Below are 18,397 nucleotides of genomic sequence, written 5' to 3'. Positions count from 1 at the left end.
AGTTCGGTCCGCCCAATGAAGTCAAAGATCGACTTCACTGGTCGGCCCTCCAGCGCTTGTCGGGGCTGACCAAGGCGCTTGCGCTTTTCTAATAAAGAGGAGGAATGACATGTCTAAAAAGCTTGTTTTGATAGATGGAAACAGTATTGCTTACCGTGCGTTTTTTGCACTGCCGCTGTTGAATAATGAAAAAGGAATACATACCAATGCCGTTTATGGTTTTACGATGATGCTGATGAAGATTCTCGAGGATGAAAAGCCTACCCATATTCTTGTTGCGTTTGATGCCGGGAAAACGACCTTCAGGCATAAAACCTTCAGTGAGTACAAGGGAGGAAGGCAAAAAACTCCGCCTGAGCTTTCTGAGCAGTTTCCGTTTATCCGTGAATTGCTGACGGCTTATGGTATCTCGCAATACGAGCTGGAGAACTATGAAGCCGATGACATTATCGGTACATTAAGCTTGCAGGCTGAAAAAGAAGGCTTCGAAACAAAAGTCATTTCAGGGGATAAGGACTTAACCCAGTTGAGTTCTGAAAAAACGACAGTCAATATCACAAGAAAAGGAATCACCGATATTGAAGAATATACGCCTGAGCATATCAAGGAGAAATATGGTCTTACTGCGGAACAAATCATTGATATGAAAGGTCTTATGGGCGATGCGTCCGACAATATTCCAGGGGTTCCCGGTGTAGGGGAAAAAACAGCAATCAAGCTGTTGAAGGAATATGGCACACTTGAGAATCTTTTGGATTCGATTGATCAAGTCAGCGGGAACAAGCTTAAGGAAAAGCTAGAGGAATTCAAAGACCAGGCCGTCATGAGCAAGGAACTCGCAACCATCACGCGGGAAGCACCTGTGGGAGTAGAGTTGAGTGAGCTTGAGTATGAAGGAGCAGAGAACGAAAAGCTCGTGAAAATGTTCAAGGAACTTGGGTTCAATTCCCTGCTGGACAAGCTTGGATTAGTTACGGAAGCAGAAAATGTAGAACTTGAAGACATTGAGTTCAAGCAGCTGGATCAGATTGAGAAAGGTATTTTTGCCAAAGACAATGGCTTTTATGTCGAGGTGCTAGAAGATAATTACCATTATGCCGATATTATCGGCTTTGCAGTTGTAAATGAAAATGGCAGCTTCTACCTGCCTGTAAAAATAGCGCTGGCATCTGAAGAGTTCAAGAAATGGGCCGAGGATGAAACAAGCAAAAAAACTGTCTATGATGCGAAACGTTCCGAGGTTTCATTGCGCCATCACGGTATCCATCTGAAGGGTGCCGACTTCGATGTGTCACTTGCATCCTATATCATCAATCCTTCGGAGTCGCCAGATGACCTGTCTGCCATTGCAAGACAGCATGGATTTTCGAGCGTGCAGGCTGACGCAGCTGTCTATGGAAAAGGTGCTAAACGGAAAATACCTGAGGATAATATCCTTGGAGAGCATCTGGTCCGCAAGGCAGATGTGCTATTGTCTTTAAAAGAAAAGCTTGAGCAAGAGCTATGGGACAATGACCAGCATGATCTGTTCAGAAGTCTTGAAATGCCGCTATCATTGGTGCTTGCTGATATGGAATATCAGGGCGTTAAGCTTGATATGAATCGCCTGGATAATATGGGCGAAGAAATCAAAGGTCGTCTAGCCGATATCGAAACGAGGATTTTTGAAATGACAGGAGAACAGTTCAATATCAATTCTCCTAAACAATTAGGTGTCATCCTTTTTGAAAAACTGGGATTGCCTGCCGTGAAAAAGACGAAAACAGGCTATTCTACCTCAGCGGATGTCCTTGAAAAATTGGCATCGAAACATAAAATCATTGAAGAAATTCTTAACTATCGCCAGCTAGGAAAATTGCAATCAACATATATTGAAGGCTTGCAAAAGGTCGTCAATAAAGAGACTGAAAAAGTGCATACAAGATTCAACCAGGCGCTAACAGCGACAGGAAGATTGAGCTCGACGGACCCGAACCTGCAGAACATTCCAATCAGGCTTGAAGAAGGCAGGAAGATCAGGCAGGCATTTGTTCCATCTGAAACAGGCTGGGTCATTTTTGCAGCGGACTATTCGCAAATTGAACTTCGTGTCCTCGCCCATATTGCGGGCGATGAGAAACTGATTGATGCTTTCCAGAATGACATGGATATCCATACGAAGACGGCAATGGAAGTATTTAATGTAGGGAAAGATGAAGTCACCTCCAATATGCGCCGACATGCAAAAGCAGTCAACTTCGGGATTGTTTACGGAATCAGCGATTATGGATTATCCCAGAGCCTGAACATTACAAGGAAGGAAGCTGGCGAATTTATTGATCGATACCTTGAAAGCTATCCTGGTGTCAAAGAATATATGGATGAAATCGTTAAGGATGCTAAAGCGAAGGGCTATGTCCAAACATTATTACATCGCCGCAGATATATCCCTGAAATTACGGCAAGAAACTTCAACCTGAGGAGTTTTGCGGAACGGACGGCTATGAATACTCCAATCCAGGGAAGTGCCGCAGATATTATCAAGAAGGCAATGATTGATATGGCAGAGAGACTCCGCGAAGAGGGCATAAAGACAAGACTGCTGCTTCAGGTACATGATGAATTGATTTTTGAAGCACCTGAGGATGAAATTGAGTTATTGAAAAAGATCGTGCCAGAAGTCATGGAAAATGCCATTGAATTAAAGGTGCCGTTAAAGGTGGACTTCTCATATGGCCCGACTTGGTATGACGCAAAGTAGCATTTGCAACAGGATTTTTACAGAGAAAGGCGGGATAAAATGCCTGAACTACCAGAGGTCGAAACCGTCAGGCGGACATTAGAGGTCCTGACGATAGGCAAAGAAATCAAAAAGGTCTCCGTTTTTTGGCCAAAGATGATTAAAGCTCCAAATGAGGTCGAGCAGTTCAATGATGCTCTGAAAGGGCAGACGATAAAAGATGTTGGCCGGAGGGGTAAATTCCTGATCCTTTACACGGAATTTTATGCGCTTGTTTCCCACTTACGGATGGAAGGGAAATATGGAGTATTCAATACTGATGAACCTGTGGATAAGCACACGCATGTCATTTTCCATTTTACCGATGGAACAGAATTGCGCTACAAGGATGTCAGGAAATTCGGCACGATGCACCTTTATGAAATAGGGAAAGAGTTTGAAACGCAGCCTCTCGCTGATTTAGGTCCGGAACCTTTTTCAGAAGATTTTTCAGTGGAATGGCTGTCTGAAAAACTAAAAAAAACCAATAGAAAAATAAAGCCGGCACTGCTTGACCAAAAAATCCTTGTTGGCCTGGGGAATATCTATGTTGATGAGGCACTTTTCCGGGCGAAGATCCATCCCGAAAGGATTGCTAATTCCCTGACTCGAGATGAGGAGGCAGTGCTTTATAAGGAAATAGTCAGCACTCTGTCTGAAGCTGTTGAGAAAGGTGGCAGCACGATCCGTTCCTATGTGAACTCACAAGGACAGATTGGCATGTTCCAGCTTCAGCTTTATGCATACGGACGAAAGGGTGAACCATGCAAGGTTTGCAGCACTCCACTTGAGAAAACCGTTGTAGGCGGACGTGGTACTCATTATTGCCCGTCGTGCCAGAAACTTAATTAATAAAATCAGAATTTATATCATTTCAACTTCGAGAATTGTCCAGCTCCAGCGCCTAGCCAGTTTCCGACTCTGAGTCGTCTTCCTTGAGTATCTTGCGAGAAGCGTTAGCTTTGAGCAGCTCGAGTCGATTGTCTAGCTGCGGCTCCTAACTCCTCGAGACGTTTCGATCCTGCCAATGAAGTCAAAGAACGACTTCACTGGTCGGCCCTCCAACGCTTGTCGGGGCTTACCAAGGCGCTTGCGCTTTTCTTGTATATTGGCTTGTTGATTTTCTCACCATAACTGGGCTCCTTCCATATACTAACGTAGCGATTGACAGGAAGGAGCTCAGTTTATGGCACAAACAATCTCCCTGCTTTTACTTGCATTCGCTGTCAGCCTTGACAGTTTCAGTGTAGGGTTAACGTATGGATTGCGGAAAATGAAGATCCCGATTAAATCTATTTCTGTAATAGCCGTTTGTTCGGCTGTCGTCCTGATGGCAGCCATGATGATCGGGCATTTTCTTGAGAGCTTTTTTTCACCAGGAATGGCAGAGACACTGGGTGGCGCTGTCCTGATCGTTTTAGGCGGATGGGTACTATTCCAATTTTTCCGCGAAGACAAAACAGAATTGCTCTGTCACGAAAAAATAATCCTTAATCTTGAAATCAAGTCACTTGGTATTGTCATCAATATTTTGAAAAAACCAATGACAGCGGATTTTGACCGATCGGGTACAATCAATGGAATTGAAGCTGTCATGCTCGGGCTTGCCCTGTCGCTTGATGCATTTGGTGCAGGGGTAGGGGCGGCATTTTTAGGATTTTCTCCAGGATACCTGGCCTTGACAGTCGCCTGCATGAGTTCATTATTTGTGTATGCAGGGATGAGGATGGGAAGTTATTTTTCGGAGAGCGGCTGGATGCAAAAATTTTCTTTTGTACCGGGAATATTATTGATCATAATTGGGTTGATGAAAATTTAACAGGCCCTTGAAAGGATAAAATGGAATGTCATTAGTTATCGGATTGACAGGAGGTATAGCAAGCGGAAAAAGCACGATATCAGCAATGTTCACTGACTTGGGCATCACAGTGATTGACGCAGATATCGAAGCCAGGCTTGCTGTGGAGCCAGGAGAAAAGGCATACAATGATATTGTCAGCCATTTTGGCACTGAAATTTTAGCAGATGACCGAACGATAAACCGTCCTAAGTTGGGTGAGATCATTTTTAACAATGAAGAAAAGCGCTTGCTGCTCAATTCGATTGTCCATCCAGCAGTAAGGGAACGGATGGCACAGAAGAGAGCAAAAGCTGAAGAGGCGAATGAAAAAGCCGTTGTCCTGGACATTCCGCTTCTGTTTGAAAGCAAGCTGACAGGATTGGTCGAAAAAATCATCGTGGTATATGTGGATGAGAAAACCCAGTTGGAAAGACTGATGAAGCGAAACGAATTCTCGGAAGAAGAAGCATATTCCAGGATCAAATCACAAATGCCGCTGAAGGGTAAAGTCAGTTTGGCAGACGCAGTAATTGATAACAGCGGCAGCATCGAGCAATCGAGGCAGCAACTGATGGATCTATTAACTAAATGGGAAATCTTAAGAGCCGAGTAGGCTCTTTTTTTGTGTAATGTCTTTGTTATAGCAAAATGCTGATATTATACTCCTGTTGATTGTAGTGGAAGGCACGAAGACTCCTGCGGGCTCAGCTGGACAGGTGAGACCCCGCAGACGCCAACGGCGGCGAGGAGGCTCAACGCCAGCCCCGCGGAAAGCGAAGTGCCTGGAACGGAAATCAACAGTCTAATCTAAGAGCCAGGAGAAAATACAGACCATTCTGATTATGATGTTCAAATCCTTGTTTGAACCAATATAATCCCGGTTAGGCTAAATTGTCGGCATCTCTACAAATGCACTATTATCAGAATTATTTTATATTTTAAATGTGTGCATTTATTTATCACAAATAAAATTTAATATGTTATACTAATACCATACAAAGAGGTTATTAAGTATAACACTAATTCGGAAGGGGCCGTACAATGAAGGCGAGAATTGCGATTAACGGTTTTGGGAGAATTGGAAGAATGGTGTTCAGAAGAGCCATTCTTGAAGAGAATCTTGAGGTTGTAGCGATTAATGCGAGCTACCCAGCTGAAACACTGGCGCATTTAATAAAATATGATTCTACTCATGGACAATTTGCTGGTGAAGTCATTCCAGCTGATGATCATCTTATTGTAAACGGAAAGACAGTTAAACTATTAAGCAATCGAAATCCTGCTGAGCTTCCATGGAAGGAAATGAAGATTGATATTGTTATAGAAGCTACAGGAAAGTTCAATTCCCGTGAAAAGGCTGCACTTCATCTTGATGCTGGTGCAAGGAAGGTCATTTTGACAGCACCTGGTACGAATGAGGATATCACTATTGTTATGGGAGTAAATGAAAGCGCATTAAATATTGAAGAGCATGATATCATTTCGAATGCATCATGCACAACAAACTGCCTTGCACCGGTTGCGAAAGTGCTGGATGATACTTTCGGGATCGAAAATGGTTTGATGACAACTGTTCATGCTTATACAAATGATCAGAACAATATCGATAACCCGCACAAGGATTTGCGCAGGGCGCGTTCTTGCGGCCAATCCATCATTCCAACTTCAACTGGGGCAGCAAAGGCACTTTCTCTTGTGCTTCCTCAGCTTAAAGGAAAGCTGCATGGTATGGCGCTAAGGGTACCGACTCCAAACGTCTCGCTTGTTGACCTTGTCGTCGACCTGAAGCGTGAGGTAACAGTGGACGAAATCAACGATGCATTCTATTCAGCATCTAAAGGAAGGCTCAAGGGCGTTCTGGATATCACAACAGATCCACTTGTTTCTATCGACTTTAACACCAATGAACATTCTGCAATCATTGATGGCCTGTCTACAATGGTCATCGGTGCTAACAAAGTAAAGGTTCTTGCATGGTATGACAATGAATGGGGTTATTCAAGCAGGGTTGTAGATCTGACAAAGCATGTTGCCCGCGCAATGTCTAATTCCAATTCAGCAACGGTAAGAGTAGGATAATTTTCATAACGCAAAAAGCTTGCTTACCGGCAAGCTTTTTTTATTTCTGGTTGTGTTAGGAATTGAAATTCATATTTTTTAATTTGTCTTAAAGGCTTATATATTTTTAAAGCCCCGTTGATTGAAGTGGAAGGCGCGAAGACTCCTGCGGGATCAGCTGGACAGGTGAGACCCCACAGGCGCCAACGGCGGCGAGGAGGCTCACCGCCAGCCCCGCGGAAAGCGAAGTGCCTGGAACGAAAATCAACAGCCTTGTTTACCAGAGACTTTTTCAAATTAGTTGAGATCCACATGTGAAAATCCCAACAGTTTTTATAGCTAGATCCCCCCTAAAAGCCTATGGAATAGCTATCTCCCAAACTACAAAAATCTAAGCATCAAAATCATGAAAAAAATTTGTTTTCATGTGTTGCAAAAAAAATATAAACAAAGTATACTAGTCATCGTGAACTTCTTAATAACGGTACCAATTGGCTACTTAAAGGGTTAGGACCTCTCTGGACTAACTTTCCCCCGTGGTAGTTAAGATGCCATTGAAACTAAGGATTTCATTCTAATATTATTAGAGGGGGAAATTGAATATGGAAACAATGGGTCGTCATGTAATTTCTGAACTTTGGGGTTGCGATTTTGAAAAATTGAATGATATGGATTTTATTGAACAAACTTTTGTTGGAGCAGCATTGAAATCAGGTGCTGAAATCCGCGAAGTGGCTTTCCACAAATTTGCGCCACAAGGCGTTAGCGGAGTTGTCATTATTTCTGAATCTCATTTAACTATTCATAGCTTCCCGGAACACGGATACGCTAGCATCGATGTTTACACTTGCGGTGATCTGGATCCTAACATTGCAGCTGACTATATTGCAGAAGCTCTTGGCGCTCAAACTCGTGAGAATATCGAAATTCCACGCGGCATGGGTCCTGTGCATGTGAAGCAAGCACAAGCTAAAGCTCTATAATTGAAAATATGAAAATTCACAAGAGGTGTAGCGATACACCTCTTTTTATTTTGTCGTAAAATACGGTAGAATGATAATAGAAATAACTTGCAGGAGGATTTTTGATGTCTTTATTAAAATCCATAACAGGACGGTACGAAAAATTCAGTGGAACAAGTGAAAACAATAGGGATGAGCAGCTGAAGACTCGATATTATAAAACGAACTTTAACCAGATGTTCCAGACGGTCGAAGGCTTGCTGAAGGCTGACCCTTCGCTTAAGATAACGAGTGTTTCCAAAGACCATGGAGAAATATCAGCCGAATTGAAGGGGAAGCTGCCCGCCTTTTTAACAGCGACGGTTATAACTACAAAAGCTTTTGAGACCGCAGTCGACTTACATATCTCTACGGAAAAGTTTTCATTAGCAGGCATTAACCCGGCTTTAAAGCAGGAGTTGGTGAAGATCTATGAGAAACTGGACTCCACACACTCGTTTATTGGTTCAGGCAAGTATGGAAATCAATAGTTCCTCTTGTCCCGCCCCCATCTTTTTTATAAGATAATACTAGGATAATGCTTATGGACGTATTGGTGGAACAAGCGAATGGTCCTTCGCTCATACTATATTTCAAAATATTCGGAGCTGATCGAAATGAAATGTCCAACTTGCCAAAATAACTCTACCCGGGTTCTTGATTCAAGACCGGTCGACGATAGCCGATCAATTCGACGCAGACGCGAATGCGAAGCTTGCGGATTTCGCTTTACCACCTTCGAGAAGGTTGAAGAAATTCCTTTGATTGTCGTGAAAAAAGAAGGTACTCGGGAAGAGTTCAATCGGGAAAAACTCCTTCGCGGTTTAATAAAAGCTTGTGAAAAGCGGCCCGTCGCTTTGAAAGAGCTCGAGGATTTGGTTTCCGAAGTAGAAAAAGAACTCCGAAGCCATGGAGTTTCTGAAGTTAAGAGCGAAGCCGTTGGGGAAATGGTGATGGACAGGCTGGCGAAGATTGATGAAGTCGCCTATGTCCGGTTCGCGTCTGTTTACCGTCAGTTTAAGGATATTAATGTCTTTATTGATGAATTGAAAGAGTTGTTGAAAAGAGAGCAATCATAACAACTGGGTTCTTGTTGGTTACAGTAAAATCCTTAAGGAGCTGAAGGGAACTTCAGCTCTTTTTAAGCTCTTCTTATAAAAATACAAAATATTGAGGAAGAGCTCAAATAGCGGTTAATTATGTAAAATCAGTTCTTTTTAACGATTCAGAATGGAGGGAAAAGGATGGCTCAGCATTGGCAAGAGACTTTGCCTGTAGACCAATATATTGTTGCATCCGGTGGTTTATTGCATGACTACGATCGCAAGGTGCTCACTTTCTTGTACCAGCCTTTGATTGGGCCAGCTTGCTTAAGCCTTTATATGACCTTATGGGGTGAACTGGAAGAGAACCGGCTTTGGTCACAGTCTGGGACACACCATAACTTGATGACAATCATGGACATGAACCTGAAGGATATTTACCAGGCTCGCCAAAAGCTCGAAGGCATGGGGTTGTTGAAGACCTATGTAAAAAACAGCGAGGAAGGTCGTTCATTTATTTATGAATTGCAACCGCCTTTGACTCCTGAACAATTTTTCCTTGATGGGATGTTGAATGTCTATTTGTATCGAAAAGTCGGCAAGAATCAATTTTTGCGACTTAAACGATTTTTCAGCGATAAATCTGCTGAATCAGAGCCCGGATATGAGGAGATTACGAAGGCATTCCAGGATGTGTTCTTGTCTGTACCGACTCAGGCACTAATGCATAATGAAGATTCAGCTGCCGACCTTGAGGTGGAGGTAGATAATTCCTTTATTGGCAGAGGAGAAACTTCCAAAATACAGATTGACCCTGCGGAGTTCAACTTCGATTTGCTTTTGGGAGGGCTACAGGAATCACTCATACCTAAAAAAGCATTTACATCTAAGGTTAAGGAAGCAATCAGCAATCTTGCCTTCCTATATGGCATTGATGCATTGAAGATGAAGAACATCGTTTTGAGTGCTATAAATGCTGGAAACGAGATAGATATAGAGGAACTTCGAAAGGCCGCTCGTGACTGGTATCAGTTTGAACACCAGGACCAGCTCCCGGCATTACTGGACCGGACCCAGCCACTCCAGCATAAAGCTGGTATTGATAAGCCGAAAACGCAGGAAGAGGAATTAGTGGTTTATTTTGAAAAAACATCCCCGCGCCAGCTTTTGATTGATCTGTCTGGCGGGGCGGAACCATCGAAGGCAGACTTGCAGATCATCGAAGAGGTATTGTTCAAGCAAAAGCTCCTGCCGGGAGTCGTGAATGTTTTAGTTCAATATGTTATGCTCAAAACGGATATGAAGCTTGCAAAGGGTTATATTGAAAAGATTGCCAGCCACTGGTCCAGGAAAAAAATATCGACCGTCAGGGATGCAATGCAGCTGGCAAAAAGCGAGCACAGGCAGTATCTTGAATGGGCAGAAGGGAAAAAAACACCTTCTTCATCATCTGGAAAAAGAAAGCCTGTTCGTAAAGAAGTTCTGCCGGATTGGTTTGGCAAAAAGACCGATGGTGAGTCTCAGCAGCAAAAAAATGCTGCAGATGTGGATCCTGATTTTGAAATAGAAAAGAAAAAGCTTGAAGAAGAATTGAAGAAATTCAAATCTGGGAGGTGATTCAGTTGCAAAACATTAATGAAACATTGAAGAAGCTGGCGAATAACCAAAATTTTCAGGAGCGCTATGAAGCTATTAAGAGGCAGGTCATGCAGGATCAGCATATCAAGGAATTCTTGGATGAGAATGCAGAGTATATCACCAGGGAAATGCTTGACGGCAGTATGTCAAAGCTGTATGAGTTCTCCAACCAGAGCAAAGGCTGTGAAAAGTGCGAGAGTCTCGCAGGCTGCAAGAACATGATCAAGGGTTATGAGCCAGAGCTTTTCATAAAAGGGAACTTCATTGACATAAAATATGACCGCTGCAAAAAGAAGGTCATGCATGATGAACAGCAAAAGAATTCACGCCTGATCAATAGTATTTTTGTGCCTAAAGAAATCTTGAAGGCATCTTTCGGGGATATTGAGCTCGATGACGCCGGAAGGTTCAAGGCGATCAAGATGGCAAAAGATTTTGTTGAGAATTATGAGCCAGGCCGAAAGCAAAAGGGTATATTCCTTCATGGACCGTTCGGGACAGGCAAATCATATTTGCTTGGCGCAATTGCGAATGAACTTGCACAGAAACAAATCAGTTCATTGATTGTGTATGTACCCGAATTTTTCAGAGAAATGAAAAATGCGATCGGTGATCATACTGTCAATGACAAGCTGGAAGCAATTAAAAAGGCGAATGTGCTCATGCTCGATGACATTGGAGCAGAAACGATGAGCAGCTGGGCAAGGGATGAAATACTCGGAACGATTCTGCAGTTCCGCATGCTTGAGAACCTTCCAACCTTCTTTACTTCGAACTTCGACCTTAAAGGACTGGAGCACCATTTGACACACAGCCAGCGGGGAGAAGAAGAACAATTGAAGGCAGCAAGAATCATGGAACGGATTAAATATCTTGCCGAGCCGGTAAAAGTAGAAGGCAAGAATCGCAGAATATAAAAAATGTGCCGCAGCTAATCAAGCTGCGGCACATTTTTTTCACTTTTAACCAGTTATCGACCATATGGACACTTCTAAATTGTCCAAGTCCCCCATATATATAATCAGGGATTATTTAAGAGGGGGGATATGGTTGATTGAAATCATCTTCCAAAAAAAGCAGGATGCCTGGAACTTGTATCAACATTTAGTCGCCAGGCTTGCTACTACATGGCAGGAAACGAATTCAATTCTTCTTAATGAAGATCGAAATAGAGTGCTTATTCCAGAAGAATTTTATAAAAATGAGAAGTTGCATGTACTCAAGAAAAGTGTTTATGATTTTATTTTAAAGGTGAAACGTGATGACTGGCTAAGAGCCATCCTGGCAGAATCGTATTTTTATAATGACAGTGAAGAACAGGATCAAATCCTGGATATCATTTACTCCGTCATAGAAGGCAACCGTAAAGAACTGGCCCCCTTCATGGAAGGTGTCGGGGAACAAGGAATGATTCAGAGTTCGATTAATGAAATTTTTAATGAAAGAGTGTCATTCTCTTTTGATTCCTTTGTCATGTTCAGGCTGAAGGCCTATACTGAGCAGCTCTCCCAATGGGTAGAGATTGCGATTGATGAGTATAAGATGGAACAGGAGTACCAAGTTTTCCTGCATACACTGAGGGATTTCCTGGAGGACAGGAAGGCGCAGATGTCCCATTTATATCTGGTGATAGATGAGAATATGGTCTTTTATAATCAGCAATTCACAGAAATGAAACGGAGTGATCTGTTTAAGACGATTGACCGCAAGCTGCTTGTCAACCATCCTGTCTATGTTGACTCTGGGACGATTGCGCCGTTGCTGTCAATTGCGCCTGAGATCATTTACTTGTATACGGATGATCCTCACCAGCCATTAGTGAGGACGATCATCAATCTTTTTGAAGAACGTGTGAAAGTCAGTCCAGTTTCCGCTTTTCATGACGAAAAAGTAAACTTTTTTAATGAGGATCGTGAAAATATACAATAGCCCACTTGATTTTCAAAACATTACAAACTATAATTACGTACATACTAAATCAATAGTGAATGTAATGATGAGGACATGGGCATTCTTGAAAGGTTTCCAGAGAGGGAAGGCTTGGCTGAAAACTTCCTAACACTAAAGAAAAGCTTACCACCTCTGAACTCCAGCTGTGAACGCCCATAGGGCAAGTATTGGCTGGCGGCAGAAGCCGTTACCGCAACCAGAGCCATTCCTGCGTTATTTTTGCGCAAGAGTGGGAATTGGGTGGAACCACGTGTGATCAAACTCGTCCCTGTTTCAGGGACGGGTTTTTTTATTTTTCGCGCAAAAATTGCGCCACATTTTAAAAGGAGGAAAAGCCAATGGCAGACATGTTAAAAATATCGTTTCCAGATGGAGCAGTGAAGGAGTTTCCGGCAGGCACAACTACTGAAGATATCGCCAGCTCGATCAGCCCGGGCCTAAAGAAGAAAGCCATTGCCGGTATGGTCAATGGACAGCCGTATGATCTTAAGAGAGCGATCGAGGAGGATGCATCGATCGAAATCGTCACTCCTGACCATCGAGAAGCACTAGAAATCCTGCGCCACAGCTCAGCACACTTGATGGCACAGGCAATCAAGCGTCTATATAAAGATGTTAACCTCGGAGTAGGGCCGGTAATTGAAGGTGGCTTCTACTATGATATCGATATGGAGCATTCTTTATCTCCGGAAGATTTGCCAGAGATTGAAAAGGAAATGAAGAAAATCATCAATGAGAACATTGAGATTGTCCGAAAAGAAGTAAGCCGTGAGGATGCAGTCAAGTTTTTCAAGGAGCTTGGCGATCCATATAAGCTTGAACTGATTGAAGCGATCCCGGCGGATGAGAAGGTCACTCTTTATGAACAGGGAGACTTTGTCGACCTTTGCCGTGGGGTGCACGTCCCATCAACTGGCAAGCTGAAGGAATTCAAATTGTTGAGCATTGCTGGTGCATACTGGCGCGGCGACAGCGACAACAAGATGCTCCAACGAATTTACGGTACAGCTTTCTTCAAGAAGGAAGATTTGAAAGAGCACTTGAGGCTGCTTGAAGAAGCAAAAGAGCGTGACCATCGCAAGCTTGGCAAGGAACTTAACTTATTTACTAATTCACAGAAGGTAGGCCAGGGACTTCCACTATGGCTTCCGAAAGGTGCGACTATCCGCCGCATCATCGAACGCTATATTGTTGATAAAGAAGTCAGCCTTGGTTATGACCATGTCTACACTCCGGTAATGGGAAGTGTCGACCTTTATAAAACTTCCGGACACTGGGACCACTATCAGGAAAACATGTTCCCGGTAATGGAAATGGAAAATGAACAGCTTGTTTTAAGACCAATGAACTGCCCGCACCACATGATGGTGTACAAAAATAGCATCCACAGCTACAGGGAACTTCCAATCAGGATTGCTGAGCTTGGAACAATGCACCGTTATGAAATGTCCGGCGCGTTGGCTGGGTTGCAGCGTGTGCGCGGGATGACTTTGAACGATGCTCACCTCTTTGTCCGTCCTGATCAAATCAAGGAAGAGTTCAAACGTGTAGTAGAGCTTGTGCTTGAAGTCTACAAGGATTTTGATATGAATGACTATTCGTTCCGTCTATCCTACAGAGATCGTGAGGATAAAGAGAAATATTTTGATGATGACCAGATGTGGGAAAAAGCTCAATCCATGCTAAAAGAAGCCATGGATGAGATGGGACTGGAATATTTCGAGGCAGATGGCGAAGCAGCATTCTACGGACCGAAGCTTGATGTCCAGGTCAAGACTGCTCTTGGCAAAGAGGAAACTCTTTCAACAGTCCAGCTTGACTTCTTGCTTCCTGAGCGCTTTGACCTGACTTATATCGGCGAAGACGGCAAGCACCATCGTCCGGTAGTCATCCACCGCGGTGTCGTATCGACTATGGAACGCTTTGTTGCCTTCCTGATCGAAGAGTACAAAGGGGCGTTCCCGACTTGGCTGGCTCCAGTACAGGCACAGATCATCCCGGTATCTCCATCAGTCCACTTTGACTATGCAAGAGAAATCAAGGAAAAGCTTAAGGCAGAAGGCTTCCGCGTTGAAATCGATGGCCGCGACGAAAAAATCGGCTATAAAATCCGTGAAGCGCAAATGCAAAAAGTTCCTTATATGCTCGTAGTCGGTGACAATGAAGTATCAGACAAAGCAGTCAACGTCCGTAAATACGGCGAGCAGAAATCAGAAACAATCGCGTTTGATGAATTCCTGGAAACATTCAGGAAGGAAGCGAAGAAATAAGAAAAGCGCAAGTGTCTCAATGGGCTAGGCGCTGGACATAAATAAGAGGGGCCGCTGGCTCCTCTTATTTTATAGCTATTATTCAATGGGTTTGGAACAGGTTGGACAAAGGTTTTTTGTATAGCTGCGCTGAATTCTCTGGCCGCAGTTCCGGCATGATTTCATGTTAACAGGTTTATTATCAATGTCATTTGAAAAACCGTAGCCAGTCCTGAAATACTTCAATGCAGTGCCTGCGAGTAATCCGGTGATCACACCTGTGATGATAATCGCAATCAACATATGTACACCAGCTTTCTTGTCTATTTCTACCATGAATTATAGCAAGAAATAAGGAATTTAGCTGTGACAATTTAATCATGAAAATAGTATTCTACAGCGTTTGGTCATAACTTTTGAAGATGAATTTAATATGTACCTTTTAAAAAAGTATTGCAGCCTGTATTTCTATCTGATACAATACTTTTTGTTGCAGTTAACGAAAGTGATTCGTTTGACACATCAATTTCTTTATGCTATATTAGCAAGAGTGAACTGAATACAAGTTTTAGGAAAGAAGAAGCACCCGCTTCTCACCTGGTTGACGCAATTGTGCTGTTGGCAGGTAATACGTAAACGTCTAATTATTTTGTTTTCGTAAGTGTGGGTGTTGTCGCCTGCACTTTTTTTATTGCAAAATAAAAATGGACTATATCGTATGTCATTGTGTGAGCAAGATGCGGCTTCGGCCTGGCAATGTACTTCTTCTCCTTGACAATGTATTCGACAATACCCTGGAGGTGGCTAATTATTAGCAAAGATGCGATGTTACTAAACGAGGGAATTCGTGCTCGCGAAATTCGTCTGATCGATCAAAATGGCGAGCAATTAGGAATCAAATCCAAAGCTGAGGCTCTTGAGATCGCAACGCGTGTAAATCTTGATCTTGTGCTTGTTGCTCCGAACGCGAAGCCTCCTGTAGGCCGAATCATGGACTACGGAAAATTCAAGTTTGAACAGCAAAAGAAAGAAAAAGAAGCACGTAAGAACCAAAAAATCATCACAACTAAAGAAGTCCGTCTTAGTCCGTCAATTGATGAGCATGACTTTAACACGAAGTTGCGCAATGCTATCAAGTTCCTGGAAAAAGGCGATAAGGTTAAAGCATCAATCCGTTTTAAAGGCCGTGCTATAACTCATAAGGAAATCGGACAGCGTGTTCTCGATCGCTTCTCTGAAGCTTGCAAAGAGGTAGCGACAATTGAATCACATCCAAAAATGGATGGCCGAAGCATGTTCCTGGTACTAGCACCTAAAACTGAAAAGTAACGAGGAGGAAGTCCCTATGCCAAAAATGAAAACTCACCGCGGCACTGCCAAGCGTTTCAAGAAAACTGGAACTGGCAAGCTTAAGCGTTCACACGCTTACACTAGCCACTTATTTGCTAACAAGTCTACAAAGGCTAAGCGTAAGCTTCGCAAATCTGCAATTGTTTCAAAAGGCGATTTCAAACGCATTCGTCACATGCTTGACAACATTAAGTAAAAATCGAGCAATCTCGATTTATATAGGAGGGTAATTAAATGCCACGTGTAAAAGGCGGTACAGTTACGCGCAAGCGTCGTAAAAAAGTCATTAAATTAGCTAAAGGTTATTACGGTTCAAAACATACATTATACAAGGTTGCTAACCAGCAGGTTATGAAATCCCTAATGTATGCATTCCGCGACCGTCGCCAGAAGAAGCGCGACTTCCGCAAACTTTGGATTGCTCGTATCAACGCAGCAGCTCGCATGAACGGTCTTTCATACAGCCGTATGATGCACGGCCTAAAGCTTGCTGGTATCGAAGTAAACCGCAAGATGCTTGCTGAACTTGCAGTAAGCGATGCAGCAGCATTCGCTCAATTGGCTGAAACAGCTAAGCAACAATTCAACAAGTAATTAAATCGATAAGATGAACCATTCTCATATTGAGAGTGGTTTTTTCTTTTTATAAGTCTCTTTTCTCAAACTTTGTTGCTATTGAATACAAAATTGGAGTGAATTACCTATATTCCTTCGTAAAGTTGACGCTTCTTATGAGAAAAGAGCATGCAAACTTAATACCGACCTGCAAAATGGGTATATATTACGTTAAAATCGGCTTTAGTATCTTAACAACAATCTTTTCGAAAACAGCCTTTAATAAAGATATAATGATTTCATAGAACTTAAAGAGGACGTGGGGATGTGGGAATATGGAGTTTGGCTGGATTAATTGCAGTCATGAATCTTGCGGGCTTTTTTATCATGGGAATGGATAAAAAGCGAGCAAGAAACAATCATTATCGAATAAGCGAAAAAACACTATGGAATGTTGCTTTTTTTGGAGGTGCAATCGGGGTAACAGCTGGTATGAAGCATTACAGGCATAAGACGAAGCATGCCCAGTTTAAGTATGGGTTGCCGGTCCTTGCTATTATTGAGATTGGCATATTTACATATTTATTTAAGCTTTTGGTATAACAGCTTGTATGATTCTATAAGCTAGTAGCAACAAAGACTAAGCAGGCAGGTGACAAGAATGGATGATGCGTGGTCAATGCTGCTGATAATAGTGGAATCTGGAGGCTGGTATGCACCAGTATTGTTCATATTGTTTCATGTTTTCCGCCAATTTGTGTTCATACCTCCTGCGGTTGTATGTATCGCTGGAGGATTAATGTTTGGGGTCGTACCAGGAATCATATATTCGCTGCTTGGTTTGTCGGGAGCAAGTATATTATTCTATTTTTTAATGAAACAGATTCCAGAGATGATGAACAAGCTAAGCAGGCTGAAAAAAAGGCTGGTAGGACGCTTCAGAGATCTAACCGTCGCCCAGGTTGCGCTGTTGAGACTTGTGCCGGTGATTCATTACCAGCTGCTAAGCTTTTGCCTTTACGAGCGGAAAAGTAGTTTTAAAGAATTTATGTTTGCTTCATTTCTCGCGAATATTCCATTCGTCATCTTTTATACGTTATTCGGGGAGTATGTCGGAGAATTTGACTCATTTACAGGACTCTTTCTGATGATTGTATTTTTGCTATTAGCCTATTTGTTGCGTGAGAAAATTACCTTCATTAAATGGCGTGAATTTTTTGATAGAACAACATAAGAAAAAGCGTCCGGAATCTATCGGACGCTTTTACATTTTATAATTCATCATCCGGGTCATGATTTGCCATGAATTCCTTAATCGGGCTTTTCCAGTCGATTTTAGCCACTGGATAACTTTCGCGGATTTTCCGTTCAATGAATTGGAAATCCTCTAGGACGAGCCCTTTCAAGGCCGTCGTTTTTTTTGGCCAAATGAAAATGGAAACAACCTCAAAAGCAGATGGAGTTGTACCTAAATACTTTTCACCCTCAAATAAAACACCCTTATATGTTAATAAGAAATTCTTGCGGACATTGTCTGGATCATCCAAAAAGAAAAAGCGCTTCTGCTCATGAGCAAGCTCCAGCTTCCGTTTCGGATGGAATAAATATTTCACCGCGCTGTATATTAGAAAAATGAATAACAGTAATAAAATAAGACGTAAAAGCAGAATCATGACTGCCCCTCCAATGCGAACTTTCTTTATTTACGGATGAGATTCCAAATAGTTTCAACAAATTTATAATTGATTTATACTTTTTTTAAGGCATGATTCAAACTTAGATTGATACTTAATCATGGAGGATGGGTTTTTGACAGGTTTTATATCAAATAGGGGAAAGTTGTCAGAAGTACGCCAAAGTTCGGACAGCTTTGAGCGAGAAAAAAGGAAAGTTGTCAGAAGTACGCCAAAGTTCGGACAGCTTTGAGCGAGAAAAAAGGAAAGCTGTCAGTAGTA

At 42.6% G+C, this 18,397-nt stretch carries 19 protein-coding genes and 1 other annotated feature; of the genes, 17 read left to right on the top strand and 2 right to left on the bottom strand.

Going from position 1 to position 18,397, the window contains the following annotated elements; translation table 11 throughout:
- The first annotated feature begins 109 nt into the window (after nt 1-109).
- From polA to thrS, 12 genes are all read left to right on the top strand, one after another.
- The gene (gene polA / locus TY49_RS19780; protein WP_041967632.1) at nt 110-2,740 is read left to right on the top strand and encodes a DNA polymerase I; all 2,631 of its coding nucleotides are present in this window, start codon (nt 110-112) and stop codon (nt 2,738-2,740) included.
- Between the two features lie 39 nt (nt 2,741-2,779).
- Nucleotides 2,780-3,610, top strand: coding sequence for a DNA-formamidopyrimidine glycosylase (gene mutM, locus TY49_RS19775; protein WP_041967631.1), 831 nt, complete (start codon nt 2,780-2,782; stop codon nt 3,608-3,610).
- A 334-nt stretch (nt 3,611-3,944) separates the two neighbouring features.
- Entirely contained in the window at nt 3,945-4,577 is a 633-nt protein-coding gene (gene ytaF / locus TY49_RS19770) for a sporulation membrane protein YtaF (RefSeq protein WP_041967630.1), read from the top strand.
- Nucleotides 4,578-4,602: 25 nt separating this feature from the next.
- A complete protein-coding gene (gene coaE / locus TY49_RS19765) occupies nt 4,603-5,211 on the top strand; it encodes a dephospho-CoA kinase (protein WP_041967629.1) in 609 nt (202 codons plus the stop codon).
- A 428-nt stretch (nt 5,212-5,639) separates the two neighbouring features.
- The gene (locus TY49_RS19760; protein WP_041967628.1) at nt 5,640-6,677 is read left to right on the top strand and encodes a glyceraldehyde-3-phosphate dehydrogenase; all 1,038 of its coding nucleotides are present in this window, start codon (nt 5,640-5,642) and stop codon (nt 6,675-6,677) included.
- A gap of 581 nt (nt 6,678-7,258) precedes the next feature.
- Nucleotides 7,259-7,639 (top strand): adenosylmethionine decarboxylase, encoded by a 381-nt coding sequence (speD, locus tag TY49_RS19750; RefSeq protein ID WP_041967626.1) that lies wholly within the window; start codon nt 7,259-7,261, stop codon nt 7,637-7,639.
- 104 nt (nt 7,640-7,743) lie between these two features.
- On the top strand, nt 7,744-8,148 hold the full coding sequence (locus TY49_RS19745) for a hypothetical protein (protein ID WP_041967625.1): 405 nt from the start codon (nt 7,744-7,746) through the stop codon (nt 8,146-8,148).
- A 126-nt stretch (nt 8,149-8,274) separates the two neighbouring features.
- Nucleotides 8,275-8,736 carry a transcriptional regulator NrdR gene (gene nrdR / locus TY49_RS19740; protein WP_041967634.1) on the top strand — a complete coding sequence of 154 codons (462 nt, stop codon included), beginning with the start codon at nt 8,275-8,277 and terminating at the stop codon, nt 8,734-8,736.
- 165 nt (nt 8,737-8,901) lie between these two features.
- Nucleotides 8,902-10,317 (top strand): replication initiation and membrane attachment family protein, encoded by a 1,416-nt coding sequence (locus tag TY49_RS19735; protein ID WP_041967624.1) that lies wholly within the window; start codon nt 8,902-8,904, stop codon nt 10,315-10,317.
- 5 nt (nt 10,318-10,322) lie between these two features.
- Nucleotides 10,323-11,255 carry a primosomal protein DnaI gene (gene dnaI, locus TY49_RS19730; protein ID WP_041967623.1) on the top strand — a complete coding sequence of 311 codons (933 nt, stop codon included), beginning with the start codon at nt 10,323-10,325 and terminating at the stop codon, nt 11,253-11,255.
- A 133-nt stretch (nt 11,256-11,388) separates the two neighbouring features.
- The gene (gene ytxC / locus TY49_RS19725) at nt 11,389-12,267 is read left to right on the top strand and encodes a putative sporulation protein YtxC (protein ID WP_041967622.1); all 879 of its coding nucleotides are present in this window, start codon (nt 11,389-11,391) and stop codon (nt 12,265-12,267) included.
- A gap of 359 nt (nt 12,268-12,626) precedes the next feature.
- On the top strand, nt 12,627-14,558 hold the full coding sequence (thrS, locus tag TY49_RS19720; protein ID WP_041967621.1) for a threonine--tRNA ligase: 1,932 nt from the start codon (nt 12,627-12,629) through the stop codon (nt 14,556-14,558).
- 78 nt (nt 14,559-14,636) lie between these two features.
- On the opposite strand, the gene TY49_RS19715 is transcribed toward thrS, so the two are convergent.
- On the bottom strand, nt 14,637-14,840 hold the full coding sequence (locus TY49_RS19715; RefSeq protein ID WP_041967620.1) for a hypothetical protein: 204 nt from the start codon (nt 14,838-14,840) through the stop codon (nt 14,637-14,639).
- 265 nt (nt 14,841-15,105) lie between these two features.
- Nucleotides 15,106-15,232 (top strand) — a sequence feature (ribosomal protein L20 leader region).
- Between the two features lie 130 nt (nt 15,233-15,362).
- Between TY49_RS19715 and infC the strand changes: the two genes are divergently transcribed.
- The 5 genes from infC to TY49_RS19690 all read left to right on the top strand — a co-directional run bounded on the left by infC (nt 15,363) and on the right by TY49_RS19690 (nt 17,676).
- On the top strand, nt 15,363-15,866 hold the full coding sequence (gene infC, locus TY49_RS19710) for a translation initiation factor IF-3 (protein WP_023627046.1): 504 nt from the start codon (nt 15,363-15,365) through the stop codon (nt 15,864-15,866).
- A 16-nt stretch (nt 15,867-15,882) separates the two neighbouring features.
- A complete protein-coding gene (gene rpmI / locus TY49_RS19705) occupies nt 15,883-16,083 on the top strand; it encodes a 50S ribosomal protein L35 (protein ID WP_023627047.1) in 201 nt (66 codons plus the stop codon).
- A gap of 38 nt (nt 16,084-16,121) precedes the next feature.
- Nucleotides 16,122-16,481 carry a 50S ribosomal protein L20 gene (gene rplT, locus TY49_RS19700; RefSeq protein ID WP_041967619.1) on the top strand — a complete coding sequence of 120 codons (360 nt, stop codon included), beginning with the start codon at nt 16,122-16,124 and terminating at the stop codon, nt 16,479-16,481.
- A gap of 288 nt (nt 16,482-16,769) precedes the next feature.
- Nucleotides 16,770-17,045, top strand: a complete 276-nt coding sequence (locus tag TY49_RS19695) for a DUF1294 domain-containing protein (protein ID WP_369390485.1) — start codon at nt 16,770-16,772, stop codon at nt 17,043-17,045.
- A 58-nt stretch (nt 17,046-17,103) separates the two neighbouring features.
- Nucleotides 17,104-17,676, top strand: a complete 573-nt coding sequence (locus TY49_RS19690) for a TVP38/TMEM64 family protein (protein WP_041967618.1) — start codon at nt 17,104-17,106, stop codon at nt 17,674-17,676.
- Between the two features lie 37 nt (nt 17,677-17,713).
- Here the strand turns inward: TY49_RS19690 and TY49_RS19685 are convergent, their stop codons facing one another.
- Nucleotides 17,714-18,115 carry a hypothetical protein gene (locus tag TY49_RS19685; RefSeq protein WP_041967617.1) on the bottom strand — a complete coding sequence of 134 codons (402 nt, stop codon included), beginning with the start codon at nt 18,113-18,115 and terminating at the stop codon, nt 17,714-17,716.
- Between the last annotated feature and the right edge of the window lie 282 nt (nt 18,116-18,397).

The sequence above is a fragment of the Mesobacillus selenatarsenatis SF-1 genome (assembly GCF_000813125.1).
Classification (GTDB): domain Bacteria; phylum Bacillota; class Bacilli; order Bacillales; family Cytobacillaceae; genus Mesobacillus; species Mesobacillus selenatarsenatis.
Note: the sequence above shows the minus strand (reverse complement) of the source record. Positions and strands in the feature narration are given on the sequence as shown.

Excerpts from the sequence above, each read along its gene's own strand:
- polA (WP_041967632.1), top strand. The coding sequence starts at position 110 with ATGTCTAAAAAGCTTGTTTTGATAGATGGAAACAGTATTGCTTACCGT.
- mutM (WP_041967631.1), top strand. The coding sequence starts at position 2,780 with ATGCCTGAACTACCAGAGGTCGAAACCGTCAGGCGGACATTAGAGGTC.
- ytaF (WP_041967630.1), top strand. The coding sequence starts at position 3,945 with ATGGCACAAACAATCTCCCTGCTTTTACTTGCATTCGCTGTCAGCCTT.
- coaE (WP_041967629.1), top strand. The coding sequence starts at position 4,603 with ATGTCATTAGTTATCGGATTGACAGGAGGTATAGCAAGCGGAAAAAGC.
- TY49_RS19760 (WP_041967628.1), top strand. The coding sequence starts at position 5,640 with ATGAAGGCGAGAATTGCGATTAACGGTTTTGGGAGAATTGGAAGAATG.
- speD (WP_041967626.1), top strand. The coding sequence starts at position 7,259 with ATGGAAACAATGGGTCGTCATGTAATTTCTGAACTTTGGGGTTGCGAT.
- TY49_RS19745 (WP_041967625.1), top strand. The coding sequence starts at position 7,744 with ATGTCTTTATTAAAATCCATAACAGGACGGTACGAAAAATTCAGTGGA.
- nrdR (WP_041967634.1), top strand. The coding sequence starts at position 8,275 with ATGAAATGTCCAACTTGCCAAAATAACTCTACCCGGGTTCTTGATTCA.
- TY49_RS19735 (WP_041967624.1), top strand. The coding sequence starts at position 8,902 with ATGGCTCAGCATTGGCAAGAGACTTTGCCTGTAGACCAATATATTGTT.
- thrS (WP_041967621.1), top strand. The coding sequence starts at position 12,627 with ATGGCAGACATGTTAAAAATATCGTTTCCAGATGGAGCAGTGAAGGAG.
- TY49_RS19715 (WP_041967620.1), bottom strand. The coding sequence starts at position 14,840 with ATGTTGATTGCGATTATCATCACAGGTGTGATCACCGGATTACTCGCA.
- infC (WP_023627046.1), top strand. The coding sequence starts at position 15,363 with ATGTTACTAAACGAGGGAATTCGTGCTCGCGAAATTCGTCTGATCGAT.
- rpmI (WP_023627047.1), top strand. The coding sequence starts at position 15,883 with ATGCCAAAAATGAAAACTCACCGCGGCACTGCCAAGCGTTTCAAGAAA.
- rplT (WP_041967619.1), top strand. The coding sequence starts at position 16,122 with ATGCCACGTGTAAAAGGCGGTACAGTTACGCGCAAGCGTCGTAAAAAA.
- TY49_RS19690 (WP_041967618.1), top strand. The coding sequence starts at position 17,104 with ATGGATGATGCGTGGTCAATGCTGCTGATAATAGTGGAATCTGGAGGC.
- TY49_RS19685 (WP_041967617.1), bottom strand. The coding sequence starts at position 18,115 with ATGATTCTGCTTTTACGTCTTATTTTATTACTGTTATTCATTTTTCTA.